Origin of the sequence: Nocardia uniformis NBRC 13702 (assembly GCF_001613345.1) — a bacterium.
Lineage (GTDB): Bacteria > Actinomycetota > Actinomycetes > Mycobacteriales > Mycobacteriaceae > Nocardia > Nocardia uniformis.
In genome coordinates this window covers 14128-29773 of sequence record NZ_BDCE01000075.1, presented here as the reverse complement: position 1 = coordinate 29773, position 15646 = coordinate 14128, and the positions used below count along the sequence as shown (strand labels likewise).

Here is a 15646-nt window from a genome sequence, read left to right as displayed (position 1 = left end):
CGCTTCTGTGACCAATTCGACAGTGGCGCAGTCGGCTTCGATCGCTGCCGTGGAGTTGGCCAAGGTCGGCAAGATCTACTCGGCGGGGCAGGTCACCGCACTCGAGGACGTATCGCTGACCGTCGCCGCAGGCGAATTCGTCTCCCTCATCGGCCCGTCCGGCTGTGGCAAATCCACCCTGCTGCGCATTGTCGCCGATCTGGAAGAGCCGACGAGCGGCACCGTCACCGTGCACGGCAAGACCGCCCGGCAAGCCCGCATCGACCAGGAGTACGGCATCGCCTTCCAGCAATCCGGGCTGCTGGACTGGCGCACCGTCCAGGAGAATGTCGAACTGCCCCTGGAGCTGCACCGCGTCCCGAAACGTCAACGCCGCGAACGCAGTACCCATCTACTCGAGATGGCCGGGCTCGGCGACTTCGCCCGCCGCTATCCGGCCGAACTGTCCGGCGGCATGCAGCAGCGCGTCGCCATCGCCCGCGCACTCGCCCGCAAACCCCCGCTACTGCTCATGGACGAACCCTTCGGCGCACTCGACGAGATGACGCGCGAGCGTATGCAGAGCGAGCTGTTGCGGATTGCCGGAGAAACCGGCGCCGCAGTGGTTTTCGTCACCCACTCCATTCCCGAGGCGGTGTTCCTGTCCGATCGCGTGGTGGTCATGTCACCGCGCCCCGGCCGTATTACCGCGATCGTGGACACCGGTGCGACCGGCGAGGCCGACGACGACACCGATATCCGTGCCACCGAACCGTTCTTCGAGTCGGTGGCGGCGGTGCGCCGAGCACTGCGCGCCGGCCACACCGAACCGACCGTGAGACAGGACCGGCCATGAGATCCTGGCTCCCACCGCTGCTCGTCGGCGTCACGCTGATCGGACTGTGGCAATTGCTGACCGTCGTCGCCGCGGTGCCGTCCTTCCTGCTGCCCGCACCCACCGCCATCGCGGAAGCCTTCCACGCCAATCGCTCCGGTGTCTTGGACGCCACCATCGCCACCGGCAAGAACGCTCTCGTCGGGTTGGTCGTCGGTGTCGCGTGCGGAATTGTCGCGGCGACGGTCGCCGTGCGATTCCGCATGATCGACGGCCTGCTCAGCCCCCTGGCTGCGGCGGCCGCCGCCGTACCGATCGTGGCGCTGGCCCCGCTGCTGAACTCCATGTACTCGACCACCACCGACCTACCGCGCCGCCTGGTCGCCGCCATCGTGGTCTTCTTCCCGCTGTACGTCAGCACCATCAAAGGGCTGCGCCAGGCACCCCGGGTACACGTCGACCTCATGACCTCCTACGCCGCCTCCGGCTGGCAGGTCACCCGTGCCATCCGGCTGCCCGCCGCGTTGCCGCACCTGTTCACCGGGCTGCGGATCGCCGCACCCGGCGCGGTGATCGCCGCCATCATCGCCGAATACTTCGGCGGCCCACAGCACGGCCTCGGCAGCCGGATCACCTCGGCCGCCGCCAATACCGCCTATCCACGCGCCTGGGCGTACGTCACCGCCGCCATGCTCCTGGGCCTGCTGTTCCTCGCTGCCGTCGTCATCTGCGAGCACCTCACCCGCCGACCCCGCACCACCGTTGTATGGAGATCCAAATGAGAAGTACCAGAAGGAAACTGAGTTCCTGTCTCGCTGTGGCGGCAGTGGCGGTGGCGGCCCTGACCGGGTGTAGTACCACCGAGAGCGCCACCACGCCCGACGGCCTCACCAGGGTGAAGCTGCAGCTGCAATGGTTCAAACAGGGCCAGTTCGCGGGATATCTCGCCGCGGTATCGCAGGGCTTCTACCGCGAACAGGGCCTCGAGGTCGAAATCATCGACGGCGGTACCGATATCGTTCCGCAGACCGTACTCGCCCAGGGACAAACCGATTTCGCGGTCGCCTGGGTGCCCAAAGCCCTCGCCTCCCGTGAGTCCGGAGCCGGGATCACCGAGGTGGCGCAGATTTTCCAGCGCTCCGGCACCACCCAGGTCGCGTTCAAGGACGCCGGAATCGCCGGCCCCGCAGACCTGCGCGGTAAGACCGTCGGAAACTGGGGCTACGGCAATGAATTCGAACTCTTCGCGGGTATGACCCAGGCCGGACTCGACCCGGCCGAAGATGTGCGTCTGGTACAGCAGCAGTTCGATATGAACGCCTTCCTCGCGGGCGATATCGACGCCGCCCAAGCCATGTCCTACAACGAGTACGCCCAGCTGCTCGAGACCGAGAACCCGGCGACCGGAGAGCTCTACACCGCAGACGATTTCACCACCATCGACTGGAACGACCAGGACGTCGCCATGCTCCAGGACGCGATCTGGGCGAATACCGACAAGCTGAAGGATGCCTCGTACCAGGATCTGACGGTGAGATTCCTGGCCGCGTCGCTGCAGGGGTGGATCTTCTGCCGCGACAATGTCGACCAGTGCCGCGATATCACCGTCGCCGCGGGCAGCACGCTCGGCGCCAGCCACCAGCAGTGGCAGATCAATGAGGTGAACAAACTGATCTGGCCGTCCCCGAAGGGAATCGGCATGGTGGACACCGTCTCCTGGGATCGCACCGTCACCATTGCCAAGCAGACCCGCAATCAGGAGGGCGCGACCGTACTCACCAAGGATCCGGACGACGACGCCTATACCAATGAGTACGTGACCGAGGCCCTGGATCTACTGAAGCAGCAGGGCGTCGACACCATCGGCGATTCCTATGCGCCGCAACAGGTCGTACTCCTCGAGGGCGGCAAGTAGCGGGGCTGTCTCGAAGCGCACTCGAACCCGGGGCGTCCACCAACGGACGCGCCCGGTTCGAATGTTCGCGAGGTACGGGGCGGATCGGTCCGAACTCGCTGCTAAATTCGGCGGCATGAAGGTTCAACTGCGCCACAATCCGTCATCGACCATCGCGCGGTGCTTCCTCGCCGGAGGTGAGCCGATGCGGGTCGAAAGTGGGGCCATGGTGGCGCACTCGGCGGGAGTCACCTTGGAGGCCAAGGCCGAGGGCGGGATCCTCGCCGGGCTGAAGCGATCGGTACTGGCGGGCGAATCATTCTTCGTCTCCACATTCACCGCGCCACAGCAGGGCGGCTGGGTGGATGTCGCACCCGCGTTGCCCGGCGACATGCTCAACCTGCCGCTCGTGCCGGACCGGCCGTACTTCATCAGTCGCGGCGGCTGGATCGCCAACTCGCACGGCGTGACCGTCGAGGCGAAGTGGGGTGGATTCGCGAATCTGTTCGGCGGCGAGGGCGGCTTCGGACTGCGGGCGCACGGGCACGGTGAGGTGGTGCTCGGGGTATTCGGCGCCATCGACGTCATCGACCTCGCGCCGGGCGAGCCGGTGACCATTGATACCGGGCATGTGGTGGCCTACGACCTGGCCATGAACTTCACCATCCGGCGGGCGGTCTCGGGCCGGTCGCTGCAATCGCTGAAATCCGGTGAGGGTTTCGTCTTCGACTTCATCGGGCCGGGCCGGGTGCTGTTGCAGACACGAAATCCGGGCGCTTTCTCCGCTTGGGTCGGCTCCACGTCATCGTCGGGATAGAGTGTGATGCATGCCACAGTCCCACTCAGTGGGCATAATCGCAGCTGAAATCGGTTCCGGCGGGGATTCTGGTGTCGACCAGGGTGACTTTTTGAGCGAAAGAGCTCCTCTGGCTCATGTGAATCAGTAATGCTTCACATGTTTCGACAGTTCAAAGATGAGGAGACACCTGTGTCCGGATCCGCAGCAGATTTTCTGGCCGACGTTCTGATCAAGACAGTGCAGGGACTGTTCACCGGCAGCGCCGGTTAGTAGTCACAGGCTGGTAGAACAGTCCATCGGGTCGCGCGGGCCCGGTGGACTGTTCGTCGTTTCCGGGCCGCTCGGAAGTTCAGCGCAGCAGCTCGGCGATGAAGACGCGCGTGTCCGGCACGAACGGCCACGCCGGATCGTCGAGATGGGAACGCAGCTGCGCATCGGTCCACCACCAGCCATCGGCGATCTCCTCCGGCTGATGCCGAATCGGGCCGTCCCAGCGCACCTCGTAGGCGAAGAGATGACAGCGCAGCGGCCGCCCCGCCCATTCACCGTCCCAGGACGCGCTCGTCAGGGGTACCGGACGAGCGGTGCCGGATTCGATGGCGATACCCAACTCCTCGGCCAGCTCCCGTACCGCCGTATCGGCCGGGTGCTCACCGGGTTCGACCACCCCGCCCGCCAGACAGTCGTGCATTCCGGCGAAAACCGACTTGGTATCGGTGCGGCGGTGCACGTACACCCTGGCGCCATCACCGGATCGCACCAGCACCCCCGCGCTGGCATGCCACAGACCTTCGGCGTACACCACGGACCGCTCCTCGGCACCGATCTCCCGACCGACAGCGTCGTACAGGGCGATCATCTCCGCCACGGCGGCTCCTCTCGGTCGTTGTGCCCCTCATAATCCCTGGCGGGGTGATCGGGTGCCGCACGGGCCGCGCGGGAGCGGCGTAGCCTCTGGGACACAACCGCTTTCGTCAGAGAGGACGTAGCCATGCCGCTGCCGCAGGCCCTGGCCAGATTCAATCGGCGTGTCAGCAATCCGGTGCTCGGTGTGATGGCCCGCTACGCCCCGGGCTTCGGCATCGTCATTCATACCGGCCGCAATTCCGGTCGCGCCTACCGAGCGCCCGTCGCGGTCTTCGAGCGTGACGGGGGCTATCGCATCGCCCTCACCTACGGCCGGGACGTGGACTGGCTCAAGAATATTCGCGCGGCGCAGACCTTCGACTTCGAGACCCGCGGGCGCATCATCACCCTGACCGACCCGGTGGTCGGCCGTGATGCCTCGGCCAGCTGGGCTCCGGTCGGTATCCGGCAGGCACTGGTCGCGCTGAAGGCGGAATACTTCGTCCAGGCCCGCAAGGCCAAGTGAGGCGGGTGCGATGGCACGGCCGCGGCGACCGGCCGTGCCACCATCCCGGCCTCCCGGGGATCAATGGGTGAACGCGCCCGCCGGAGCCAGTGGCAACACCAGGCTGGACGGCCGGGCCGCGTCCCGGTGGATCTGCTGCGAGGTGCCGAGTAGGCGCGGCAGATCCGTCGGGATCGGAATGGTCGTCGGGAAGGTGCCGCTCGTCATGCGCAGGCGCAGCGAGTGTCCCGGCTCGAGCCGGTGGAAGGCGGGTCGCAGCTTGATTTCCAGCTTGGTGACCTCACCCGGAACCAGGAGCTGTTGATTCCGCTCGAGCACGGTGTGTTCGGGCGCGTAGATGGTGCCGTCCGAGGCCCGCCAGGTCTTGTCCTCGTCGAGGGTGCGCTGGCTGGCCAATTGCGAACCGCCGGTGATATTCACGACCGAACCGTCGGGTGCGACATCATCGAGCCATACCTGGAAGGCGGCGTCGGTGCCGGTGGAGGAGGCATAGAGGCTCACGCTCGCCGGTCCGGCCAACATGGTCGGTTCACTCACCGGATCGGTGGTGTACTTCAGGCCCGCCGTCGGCTCCTGCACCCATTCGGTGCACGGGTTGTAGGCATTGAACATTCGGAACAGGAAGTCGAGCAGGCCGCCGGTGTACTGGGCGAGGGTCTGCCGATTGCACATATTGTCGATACCGGTGTAGTCCAAGCGATCCGAGGCGTCGGTGACCGACGGCTGCCGCGTGGTCAGCCGGTCGCCGTCGAAGAAGCGCTCCTGAATATCGGCCTGTTCGAACGGGTAGCGCGCGGTATCGGCGGCATGGTTGTTGGCGTCGATGACATGCAGCGGCTTATCGGTCTTGTCGATGCCGTTGGGAATATCCTTGAGCCACCGGTCGAACCAGGCCAGGGTGATCATATTCGTATCCAGGCGCGAGCCCGGTCCGACACCGAGGCCGACGTGATACCAAGGGCCCATGAGCAATTGGTAGCGGCCGTCCGCCCGCTGGTCCGCCGCCATGGGCGCGAACTGGTCACGACCGGCCGAAAGGTTCTGCAGCTGCGAGTAATTGCGCAGCGGGCCCTCCTGGTACAGGTCCCAGAAGCCGCCGACCTGGTACATGGCAATGCCCTTGTCGACCAGATTGTTCAGGTCGGTCTCGAAGCGCCGCTCCTGCCACCACGGGCCGTCGTAGGCGAGTGGGCCGCCGGCGTACGCCTCGAGCAGCAGTTTGATGGTGCTGTCGGGGGATATCAGCGCCTGGAGATGATCTACGAGCGATTCGATGAACAGCTGCGGGGAGACCACCGCCGTCATGAACGGACCCATGAGGCTCAGATACGGCACCAGCACCGAGATGGCGGTGAGCAGTACCGGGCTCATCATACCGTCGTGGCCGAGCACCTCATTGAAGATATTGTTCGGCATCGCCATGGGCACAATGGCTTTCAGTGGCGAGTCCGGCCCGACCGACTCGGCGGTGCGCAGGGCGGTGAGTGCCGGGAACGAATACCCGTACATGCCGACCTTGCCATTGGAACCGGGCAGTTTCGCCGCCCAGTCCACCAGCTGCACGCCGTCGAGGCCGTCCTGCTTCGAGGCCGGATTCCACGCGCCGGTGGATCCGCCGGTGCCGCGGATATCGGCGACCACCTCGATATAGCCGCGCCGCACCAGCACATCCTGGGCGCTGGTGGCCTGGTTGATCACTCGTCGCACATCGCGCAATTGATCGGGCAGCGGAATCTGGAACTGGTCGATCACACCGGTAATGGCGGCGGTGAGCGCACTGCTCAGCGCGCCGTAGGTGGTGAAGTTGACGACCACCGGGAAATCACCGGCGGCGCGCTGACCGGTCGCCGGATCGGTGGGGTACCGCACCTCCGCCTGGATCTTGGTGCCATCGGCGAGAGGTACCACATGCCCCAATTCATAACCCACCCCGTACTTTTCGGGCGTCGGCTGATAGTCGGCGGGCAACCCGAAATTGGTGGGAGCGGTCGGGACGGGCCCCGCGGTGGGTACGGCGGCCGCCGGCTGTGCCAGCGACACCGTCAATGCGGCGGCGGTCAGACTCGCGGCGGCGAGGACGAAGCGGCCACCCCTGCGCGGCCGGGTCGAAATTCTCAACGATCTACCTCTGCGGATGTTCGGGAGGCCACCGCGGGGCAGCGCGCACCACGTGACCTCGTCGTCGGAATTCAGCACACCGCACAGGCGGGTGGCCGCGCTACCGGCAATTGCCAAGACGAGCTCGGTGGTTGTTGTGCACTTGGCCCTAGCGGGCTACGGCGCGAACGATGTCGATTCGAGCCGCCGGGCAATGCGGGCGGCCGACAGCGTCATGGCGTCGGTCGGGCGGTGCGGATCCAGGCCGGTGAGTTCGTGCACCCTGGCCAATCGGTAGGTGACCGTATTGCGGTGGATATTCAACATGCGCGCGGTGGCCAGCTGGTTGAAACCGCTGTCCACGAATACCTCGAGGGTTTCGGCGAGCAGCGGCTGCGGATCCAGTGGGGCGAGTACGGCGGCCAGGCCCGGACGTGCGGGACCGCTTGCGGCGATGGTGTATTCGAACAGCAGGTCCGAGCGACGGCACACCGTATCGGGTCGCGACAGGCAGCGGCCGAGTTCGGCCAGGGTACGTGCCTCGACGGCGCGGTCCGGAATATCGGTGCGCGCGGGGGCGGTGGAGATACCCACCCAGAACGGGGTGGGCTGATCCGCCGGGCGGGTCGGTAGCCGGGTCGCGAGCGCGGCGGCGGTGGCCTCGCCGTCGTCACCGGGTTGCAGCGGCAGCAGGGCCGTCCAGCCGCCGCTGTCCAGGCGTAGGAATACCCCCGGAATGGCTTCGATGCGGTGGCGCAGTTCGCTGGAATCGGCGGCACGGGTGGTGCCGAGCCGGAAGACCACGATGAGAAAGGCATCCGGGACCGTAATGGCCGGTTCATCCGCCCATTCGATCGGATCGCGTCCGGTCAGCAGCGCATCGGCAATGGCGCGGCGGCGTTCGAGCAGCTCCCAGCGCGGGTCACTGACCCGGCTCACACACGCGGTGGCGACGCGGCCGGTGACCAGGGTGATGTAGTGCAGCAGCGGCAGGGCGGCATCGACCAGCAGTTCCTGCTCCGCGCCCGTCGCCGCCGCGCGCACCCGTCCGAAAATGAACTCCGCGCCGATCCGGTACCGGTCGAGAACCTCCTCCAGGGGTTCGCCGTCGCGCACCCGGCCCACCGCGATTTCCACCACCTCGCGGGTGGCCTCCTCGGTGGGGGTGTCGCCGGTGCGCAGGAACTCGAAGAAGAGGTCGATATTCAGCTTCGACCCGCGTTCCAGGCCGTCGACCACCAGGGATGCGGGCAGCCGCGTATACGGCGGCATATTCGCGGCGGTCTCGTCCTGGAACGCCGCCGCGCGCCGATACATCTCTTCGAGCGCCCGATCCCGGGTCAGCCGGTGCATCACATCATCTGCCTTACGTCGAATACAGCGACTCGATCGTAGCCGCGTACTGAGTTGCTATTGGTTTGCGGCGTAGTTTTCCGGTCGCCGTGAGGCAGTCGCTGCCGGGCGTCCACACATCCGGGAGCACCGCGAAGCGCTTGATCTGCTCGACTCGGGAGAGCTTCGCGTTCGCCGCCTCGATGCCCTCCTCGATGGCGCGCAGCACGGTCGGATCCTTGGCCAGGGCCGCGGTACCGCGCTCCGGTAACTGATGGCGTTCGGCGAAGGCGGCGACCAGATCGGGGTCGAGGCAGATGAGGGCGGTGTTGTAGTGGCGCGCGTCGCCGATGGCCACCACGGTGCCCGCGAGCGGGCAGTTCTCGGTAATGGTGTTCTCGATATTGGTGGGCGACATATTCTTGCCCGCCGCGCTGATAATGAGTTCCTTCTTGCGATCGACAATGCGCAGATGCCCGTCCTCGTCGAAGGCGCCGATATCGCCGGTGTGCAGCCAGCCGTCGCCGTCGATGGTTTCGGCGGTCTTGTCGGGGGCCTTGCGGTAGCCACGCATAACATTCTTACCCCGCACCAGAACCTCACCGTCGTCGGCGATCCGGACCTCCGCGCCGGGCAGCGGCGTCCCCACGGTGCCGATCTTGATTCGTTCCGGGCGGGAAACCGTTGCGCCAGCGGTGCATTCGGTCATACCGTAACCCTCGCACAGCGGAATGCCCAGGCCGAGAAAGAATTCGTGGGTATCGGGCGGGATGGGTGCCGACCCGGTGACCGCGACGCGAACCCGGTCCAGACCCAGGCGTTCGCGCAGGCCGGACAGTACGAGGCGTTCGGCCAGTCGATTGCGCGCGGTATCGAGCGCGTGCTGGGTGCGGCCGTCGGAGACCGCGCGGGCGCGGGCGCGACCGGTCCGGATGGCCCACTGCGCGATCAGGCGCTTGGGTAGCGGTTCGGCCGAGATCCGGTTCTCCAGTGCGGCTTTCACCTTCACCCACACCCGTGGCACGCCCAGGAATACCGACGGATGCACCTCGGCCAGCGCCTCGGCGACCTGCTTGAGATCGGGGGAGGTGGTGATCTGCGCGCCGGTGATCATGGACAGGTAGTGGGCGAACCAACGGTTGGCCGCATGCGCGTCCGGTAGATACGACACCACCCGGTCCTCGGGACCGGCCTCACCGAATTCCTCGATGACACGGGCATTTTCGATGAAATTGGTGTGGGTGAGCTCCACCCCCTTGGGTGGGCCCGTGGTACCGGAGGTGTAGACGATGGTCAGCAGGTCCTCCGGTTCCACCGCCCGCCAGGACGCGTCGAAATCGAAGTCCTCCGACTGTGCCGACTGCACCGCCGTCAAGGCGATGGTCCCGGCCGGAGCGTCATCGACACAGATCACATGGTTGACCTGAATGCCTTGCGCGGCAGCTTTTTCCACCGCTTCGAGCACCTGTGGTGCGAACTGTCGCTCACAGATCACCGCCTTGTTCCCGGCATTGCCGAACTGGTAGACCAGCAGATCCACCGGATTGGTGTTGTACACCGAGAACGGCGTGGCCCCGGTGTGCAGGATCGCCGTATCGCAGAGATGGAATTCCGGTCGATTGGTCATCATGAGCGCGACGGTGTCACCGCGCCCGATTCCCAGCGCGGCCAATCCGGAGGCGATAGCGCGCACTCGCTCCCCGTACTCGCGCCAGCTGATCGACACCTGCCCGCCGAGCGTGCGCAGTGCCACCGCATCCGGATGGCTGGCGACAACAGACTGGAACGCCTCACAAAGGGTGCGCGGCGACCCGCTACCCGGAATCGACGATGAACTCACGACCTACCTCTGACTAACGACTGGTCGAGGACGTACGAGCCCTCGATTGTGTGGTCCAGCACACCGCATCGGAGAGCTCCGCGGTACCGCCAACCCGGCAGTCGTAGCGCATCGAGCTTGTGCACAATGCCCAATTCGGGGGTTGAATCCGTGTGACTGTCCCGAGGGGACGGGCGTGCCGGGGCGCGGGTCGTGTGGAGGCGTCGGCGCCGGTCCGGCGATCGGCCGTCAATATCTTCGAATGATCTTGGTGCACAATCCAATTCGGGTACGCGAGGTAGGTCGGAGTCGTATCGTGGAGGTTTGTACGGGGGGCCGCACACCGAGTGACGAGGAGCCTGCGGTGATCACTCCGACGACCAGCGGAATTCTGGACTTCATTGCTGCCGAGAATGTCCAATACGTCGATATCCGGTTCTGCGATGTACCGGGTACGCAACAGCACTTCTCCATACCGGCATCCATGTTCGGTCCCGAACTGGTGGCGGACGGGGTCGCCTTCGACGGATCGTCGGTGCGGGGGTTCCAGGCGATTCACGAATCCGACATGCTGTTGCTACCGGATCTGCGGACGGCGCGACTGGACGCGTTCCGCGCCGCGAAGACCCTGAACATCAATTGCTTCGTACACGATCCGCATACGCGTATCGCCTACAGTCGCGATCCGCGCAATGTGGCGCGCAAGGCGGAGGAGTATCTGCGCAGCACCGCCATCGCCGATACCGCGTATTTCGGGCCGGAAGCGGAGTTCTACATCTTCGATACCGTGCGCTACGAGACCTCCATGAACGCGTCGTTCTACGAGGTGGATTCGGAATCGGCGAGCTGGAATACCGGCGCCGAGCGCAATCCGGACGGCACCCTCAACCGTGGCTACAAGGTGCGGCCCAAGGGCGGCTATTTCCCGGTCGCGCCCTATGACCACGAGGTGGATCTGCGCGACCGCATGTGCGATAACCTGCAGGAGGCCGGATTCGAATTGGAGAAGGGCCACCACGAGGTCGGCACCGCGGGGCAGGCGGAGATCAACTATCGATTCAATACCCTGCTCGCCGCCGCCGACGATCTGCAGCTGTACAAGTACATCATCAAGAACACCGCCTGGAATGCCGGCAAGACGGTGACGTTCATGCCGAAACCGCTGTTCGGGGACAACGGATCCGGCATGCACGTCCACCAGTCGCTATGGCGGGACGGCCAGCCGCTGTTCTACGACGAGGCCGGTTACGCGGGCCTGTCCGACCTGGCGCGGCACTATATCGGCGGACTGCTGCACCACGCGCCGTCGCTGCTGGCGTTCACCAACCCGACAGTGAACTCCTACAAGCGCCTCGTGCCCGGCTTCGAAGCGCCGGTCAACCTGGTGTACTCCCAGCGCAATCGTTCTGCCGCCGTGCGTATTCCGGTCACCGGCAGCAGCGCCAATGCCAAACGCCTCGAATTCCGCTGCCCCGATTCCTCGGGCAATCCGTACCTATCCTTCGCCGCCATGATGATGGCCGGGCTCGACGGCATAACCAATAAGATCGAGCCCGCCCTTCCCATCGACAAGGATCTCTACGAACTGACGCCCGAGGAATCGGCCCAGGTCACTCAGACTCCGCTGAACCTGGACGCGGTCATCGACAGCCTGGAATCCGATCACGAATACCTCACCCAGGGTGGCGTATTCACCGAGGACCTCATCGAGACCTGGATACGGCTCAAGCGCTACACCGAGATCGCCGAAATCAACGTCCGTCCGCACCCCTACGAATTCGATCTGTATTTCGACGTGTGAATCGCGCTCAGTGCCGGGTGACCAGCACCGTATCGAGGGCGACATCACCACTGGGGGCGCCGTCGCCGGAACCGTCGGCGACACCCGCGTCCGCGATCATCGTGACAATGTCGAGGCCCTCGGTGATCCGGCCGAACGGGGTGTAGTTCGGGGGGAGCTGGGAGTCCCGGTACACCAGGAAGAACTGGCTGCCATTGGTATCGGGACCCGCGTTCGCCATGGCGACGGTGCCCGCCGGGTAGGTGGCTCCCGCGAGGTTCTCATCGGCGAACTGGTAGCCGGGTCCGCCACGGCCGGTGCCGGTGGGGTCACCGCACTGCAGGACGAAGATGCCCTCCGTGGTCAATCGGTGACACCGGGAGTGGTCGTAGTACTGCTGATCGGCGAGGAACGCGAAGGAATTCACCGTGCGTGGCGCGCGAGCGGACTCCAGCGCGATGGTGACGGGTCCGCAATTGGTGTCCAGGGTGGCGGTGTAGTTCGCATTCTGGTCGATTGTCATCCCCGGCTCGTTCGGCCACTGACCGCCCGAGGATTCACCGTCGGCGGCGATCGCGCAACCGGCGACGGGCGCGTCGCCCGGGGCCGCCGAGACCCCGGCGGCGGTGGAGACGGCGAGGGTGGCACCCGCGGCGAGAATGCCCAGGGCTCGTAGCCAGGTCACTCCGATCGTGCGTCGCGGATGGTCGAATCGTCGAACCTGCACGTCACTGCTCACCGGGTAAGCCTCCTAATTTGGTTCGGTGTCATATCGGATGATCCGCGCCGATCCTGCCATCCGAACGCGCGAACAGGGGCGAATTCGCGCTCAGTACCGGTTCCGAACCATTACCCGACGCGTAATCGACTCCATGCCCCGGCTCGAAGATGCTTTGGAGCATGACCGAATTCGAGAACATCGCACAGCGCTACATCGAGACTTGGAACGAATCGGACGCGGGTAAGCGCAGGCAACTGATCGATGAGTTGTACACCGCGGACGTGTCTTTCACCGATCCGCTGGTACAGCTCACCGGACCCGATGCCATCGATGCGATGGTGGCCGGAGCGCAACAGCAGTTCGCCGGACTGACATTCGGCCTCGGACCGGTGGACGGCCATCACAACACCGCGCGCTTCACCTGGACCCTCGGAGCACCCGACGCCGAGCCGCTGGTGATCGGATTCGATGTGATTACCGTGGTTGACGGCCGCATCGAACGGGTACTCGGCTTCTTGGACAAGGTCCCCGCCTGACCACTGGGCACGCCTACCGCCGATATCCGGTGTGTACGCCGCTGACCTGCGAGTGTGCTTGCTACGCAAGTGCACTCGCTATCAGTCATGCCAATGACGTGGCAACTGTGGCATTCCCCTCACCGCCCACGCCGATCCCGGGTCGCGCCATACGATCCGGGATTCGGCACGATTCGGGGAAGGCGATCATGGATCGAGATGCGTTCATCGCGGTGATGAACGAGGCGAGCGGCATGTTGGAGCAGGGAGAGGCGACAGCGGCGCTCGCACGGCTCACGACCTTCGACGACATGCTGCTCGACCAACCCGATGAGCAGGACTACGGCTGGATCGTGTCCTACCGCTTCCGAGCCGCCTTCGCCGCCGGCGATTTCGCGCAGGCACTGCATATCGCCGAGAACGGTCCAGCCCGCTTCGCCGCCGATATTCCCGCCGGAAGTATGGCCACCATGTACTCCATGGCCGTGGAGGCCGCCACCCAGCTGGGGCAGGCGGATTCGGCGGTGGGGATGGCCGATAAGTGCATTGCCATCCGTCGCCAGATCGGTACCCCCAATGAGGTGCTCATGGCCGCCATGACCGCGTGCACCCTGCTCGGCGATATCGAAAGACATGACCTCGCAACCCCGTACGCGGTCCTGCTGGTCCGCGAGGGCGAGGAGTTCGAGGATTACCGCGCCTACGGCTACTACGCTCTCTGCGCCGCGGTGGAGCACCGGGTCGGCGGCGATGTCTTCGATATCCTCTGGTCGGGCCGCGACTGGCTCACCGGCGTCGACAATGAATTCGCCCGCGAGGCACGCGAATACCTCGACAATTCCCCGGCGATTCAGGATCGGCTCGCGGGGGCGCTGCCCCCGGGGGAACCACCGTCGCCGCTGGATCACCCGCCGTTCGGTGAGCCGTTGGGGCTCGGGCAGGAGCCGCCGCTGGGGCAGCCGGGACCGGTGGACCCGCGATCATTGTCGGGTGACCTGCCACCGTTGGCACGACGGTCGTTGTCGGAGTCGGAGGAAGCCTTCGGTCAACCGCCACCGCTCGCGCAACGGGGGGCGTCGGAACCACCGCCGGCTCAGCAGCCGCCATTGGGCCGCCGGGCGCGCCGCGAGCGCGAGGCGGCAGATCAGCTGCCACCGTTCGGGTCGGAAGCACCCGCGGCGCAGCTCCCGGAGTTCGGATTCGAGCAGCCCCAACCACCGGCACCGAGTCAGCCGCTGGGACCCGGTCAGTTCCCGGGACCCGGCCAGCTTCCGGCGCGCGGCCAGCAACCGCCGGTCACACCACCCCCGCCGGGACAGCAGCCGCCCGCCGACCCCGCCACCCTCTTCTTCGAACTGCCCTCGCTCGCGCCGGAATCGCCGCCGTACGCAGCGACTCTGTCCGCCACCCAATCGCTGCCCGGTCCCAGCGATATTCCCCCGCCGCCAGCACCGTCGGTCGAGCCCATCGACTACGGCCCCGCCGCGGGCGCGTACACCGCCCCCGACCCGAAACAGCCACCCGCCGATCAGGTCGCCGGTGGCGAAACCGCCGACGCGCTCCTGGCCGCCGGCCGCGCGGGCCTGGCCGCGGCCGCCTTCCGCGCCCTCATCGATGAGGTCGCCGAGAAGGGCCAACCCGATTCGCTGATCATGGGGAAATCGGTTCTGGGCCTACTCACCGCGCTCATCTTCGACGATCGCGCCGCCGAGGCCCACGCGGTGTGGACCGATGAGACAGGTCCCACCTTCCTCGGTATCTGGGCCCTGGAGAACGGTCAGACCTCCGTCCACGACGCCATTGCCTACGCGCTGGTCGAGGCGTTCCTGCACGCCCTCGGCGGCGGTGATCCGGTCGCCGCCGCCAATTCCGTGGACGCCCTCATGGCCCGCTGCGTCGATTTCGCCTTCGCTCATGACCCCGACACCGTCGCCCCCATCCTCAACACCTGGCGTCAGCACATCCACGAGATCTTCGACGGCACCCCGCCGCCGCCCGCACTGGCCGCCCTGCACCAGGCCGAACAGCGCTGGGGCCACCCGATTCCCCCGGGCCCGCTCTTCTGGATGCGCCCGCACAGCTGGGTGGTCGACTGGCTGTGACCGCGGGCGCGGTGGTTAGGCTGCGCTTATGGCATCCGAACAGACGGAGATCTGGCACAACCAGAAGTGTTCGAAGAGTCGCGCCGCCAAGGCGGTACTCGAGGAGAGCGGTGTGAACTACACCGAGCGCCGTTATCTCGACAATCCGCCCACCGCCGCGGAAATCCGTGCGGTGCTGGCGAAGCTCGGTCTCGAACCGTGGGATATCACTCGTACCGCGGAGGCCGAAGCCAAGGAGCTCGGTGTCTCCGGCTGGCGAAGGACCGCTGCCGACCGGGACCGCTGGATTACCGCACTCGCCGAGCATCCCAGGTTGATTCAGCGCCCGATCGTCCTCACCGCGGACGGCCGCGCCTATCTCGCGCGCGACGAGGCGTCCCTCGACGCCCTGCGCTGACGAG

Annotated in this window: 14 protein-coding genes; 9 read left to right on the top strand and 5 right to left on the bottom strand. The window is 65.9% G+C overall.

Going from position 1 to position 15646, the window contains the following annotated elements:
- Positions 1-7: 7 nt before the first annotated feature.
- From NU1_RS28470 to NU1_RS28455, 4 genes are all read left to right on the top strand, one after another.
- Positions 8-835 (top strand): ABC transporter ATP-binding protein, encoded by an 828-nt coding sequence (locus tag NU1_RS28470; RefSeq protein ID WP_245720360.1) that lies wholly within the window; start codon positions 8-10, stop codon positions 833-835.
- Positions 832-1596, top strand: coding sequence for an ABC transporter permease (locus NU1_RS28465; RefSeq protein ID WP_067526218.1), 765 nt, complete (start codon positions 832-834; stop codon positions 1594-1596). Before NU1_RS28470 ends, NU1_RS28465 begins: the two co-directional genes overlap by 4 nt.
- Complete coding sequence (locus tag NU1_RS28460; RefSeq protein WP_067526216.1) at positions 1593-2729, top strand: ABC transporter substrate-binding protein; 1137 nt, start codon at positions 1593-1595, stop codon at positions 2727-2729. The genes NU1_RS28465 and NU1_RS28460 overlap by 4 nt, the downstream gene beginning before the upstream one ends.
- Positions 2730-2844: 115 nt before the next feature.
- Positions 2845-3525 carry a TIGR00266 family protein gene (locus NU1_RS28455; RefSeq protein WP_067526409.1) on the top strand — a complete coding sequence of 227 codons (681 nt, stop codon included), beginning with the start codon at positions 2845-2847 and terminating at the stop codon, positions 3523-3525.
- Positions 3526-3856: 331 nt separating this feature from the next.
- Here the strand turns inward: NU1_RS28455 and NU1_RS28450 are convergent, their stop codons facing one another.
- Positions 3857-4366, bottom strand: a complete 510-nt coding sequence (locus NU1_RS28450; protein ID WP_067526407.1) for an NUDIX hydrolase — start codon at positions 4364-4366, stop codon at positions 3857-3859.
- Positions 4367-4498: 132 nt separating this feature from the next.
- Between NU1_RS28450 and NU1_RS28445 the strand changes: the two genes are divergently transcribed.
- Positions 4499-4879, top strand: coding sequence for a nitroreductase family deazaflavin-dependent oxidoreductase (locus NU1_RS28445; protein WP_067526212.1), 381 nt, complete (start codon positions 4499-4501; stop codon positions 4877-4879).
- Positions 4880-4939: 60 nt separating this feature from the next.
- On the opposite strand, the gene NU1_RS28440 is transcribed toward NU1_RS28445, so the two are convergent.
- The 3 genes from NU1_RS28440 to NU1_RS28430 form a co-directional block, all read right to left on the bottom strand.
- Positions 4940-6997 carry a CocE/NonD family hydrolase gene (locus NU1_RS28440; protein WP_169815155.1) on the bottom strand — a complete coding sequence of 686 codons (2058 nt, stop codon included), beginning with the start codon at positions 6995-6997 and terminating at the stop codon, positions 4940-4942.
- Between the two features lie 156 nt (positions 6998-7153).
- Complete coding sequence (locus NU1_RS28435; RefSeq protein WP_067526207.1) at positions 7154-8329, bottom strand: PucR family transcriptional regulator; 1176 nt, start codon at positions 8327-8329, stop codon at positions 7154-7156.
- A 13-nt stretch (positions 8330-8342) separates the two neighbouring features.
- Positions 8343-10148, bottom strand: a complete 1806-nt coding sequence (locus tag NU1_RS28430; RefSeq protein ID WP_084521878.1) for an AMP-dependent synthetase/ligase — start codon at positions 10146-10148, stop codon at positions 8343-8345.
- 343 nt (positions 10149-10491) lie between these two features.
- On the opposite strand from NU1_RS28430, the gene glnA reads away from it, so the two are divergent.
- On the top strand, positions 10492-11928 hold the full coding sequence (glnA, locus tag NU1_RS28425) for a type I glutamate--ammonia ligase (RefSeq protein ID WP_067526205.1): 1437 nt from the start codon (positions 10492-10494) through the stop codon (positions 11926-11928).
- 7 nt (positions 11929-11935) lie between these two features.
- On the opposite strand, the gene NU1_RS28420 is transcribed toward glnA, so the two are convergent.
- Entirely contained in the window at positions 11936-12646 is a 711-nt protein-coding gene (locus tag NU1_RS28420) for a peptidylprolyl isomerase (RefSeq protein ID WP_245720359.1), read from the bottom strand.
- Positions 12647-12807: 161 nt separating this feature from the next.
- On the opposite strand from NU1_RS28420, the gene NU1_RS28415 reads away from it, so the two are divergent.
- The 3 genes from NU1_RS28415 to NU1_RS28405 all read left to right on the top strand — a co-directional run bounded on the left by NU1_RS28415 (position 12808) and on the right by NU1_RS28405 (position 15642).
- Positions 12808-13164, top strand: coding sequence for a nuclear transport factor 2 family protein (locus NU1_RS28415; RefSeq protein ID WP_067526201.1), 357 nt, complete (start codon positions 12808-12810; stop codon positions 13162-13164).
- A gap of 188 nt (positions 13165-13352) precedes the next feature.
- The gene (locus tag NU1_RS42600) at positions 13353-15245 is read left to right on the top strand and encodes a hypothetical protein (protein ID WP_067526200.1); all 1893 of its coding nucleotides are present in this window, start codon (positions 13353-13355) and stop codon (positions 15243-15245) included.
- 28 nt (positions 15246-15273) lie between these two features.
- On the top strand, positions 15274-15642 hold the full coding sequence (locus NU1_RS28405) for an arsenate reductase family protein (protein WP_067526199.1): 369 nt from the start codon (positions 15274-15276) through the stop codon (positions 15640-15642).
- The last annotated feature ends 4 nt before the right edge of the window (positions 15643-15646 follow it).

Excerpts from the sequence above, each read along its gene's own strand:
- NU1_RS28455 (WP_067526409.1), top strand. The coding sequence starts at position 2,845 with ATGAAGGTTCAACTGCGCCACAATCCGTCATCGACCATCGCGCGGTGC.
- NU1_RS28450 (WP_067526407.1), bottom strand. The coding sequence starts at position 4,366 with ATGATCGCCCTGTACGACGCTGTCGGTCGGGAGATCGGTGCCGAGGAG.
- NU1_RS28465 (WP_067526218.1), top strand. The coding sequence starts at position 832 with ATGAGATCCTGGCTCCCACCGCTGCTCGTCGGCGTCACGCTGATCGGA.
- NU1_RS42600 (WP_067526200.1), top strand. The coding sequence starts at position 13,353 with ATGGATCGAGATGCGTTCATCGCGGTGATGAACGAGGCGAGCGGCATG.
- NU1_RS28415 (WP_067526201.1), top strand. The coding sequence starts at position 12,808 with ATGACCGAATTCGAGAACATCGCACAGCGCTACATCGAGACTTGGAAC.
- NU1_RS28405 (WP_067526199.1), top strand. The coding sequence starts at position 15,274 with ATGGCATCCGAACAGACGGAGATCTGGCACAACCAGAAGTGTTCGAAG.
- NU1_RS28445 (WP_067526212.1), top strand. The coding sequence starts at position 4,499 with ATGCCGCTGCCGCAGGCCCTGGCCAGATTCAATCGGCGTGTCAGCAAT.
- NU1_RS28460 (WP_067526216.1), top strand. The coding sequence starts at position 1,593 with ATGAGAAGTACCAGAAGGAAACTGAGTTCCTGTCTCGCTGTGGCGGCA.
- NU1_RS28435 (WP_067526207.1), bottom strand. The coding sequence starts at position 8,329 with ATGCACCGGCTGACCCGGGATCGGGCGCTCGAAGAGATGTATCGGCGC.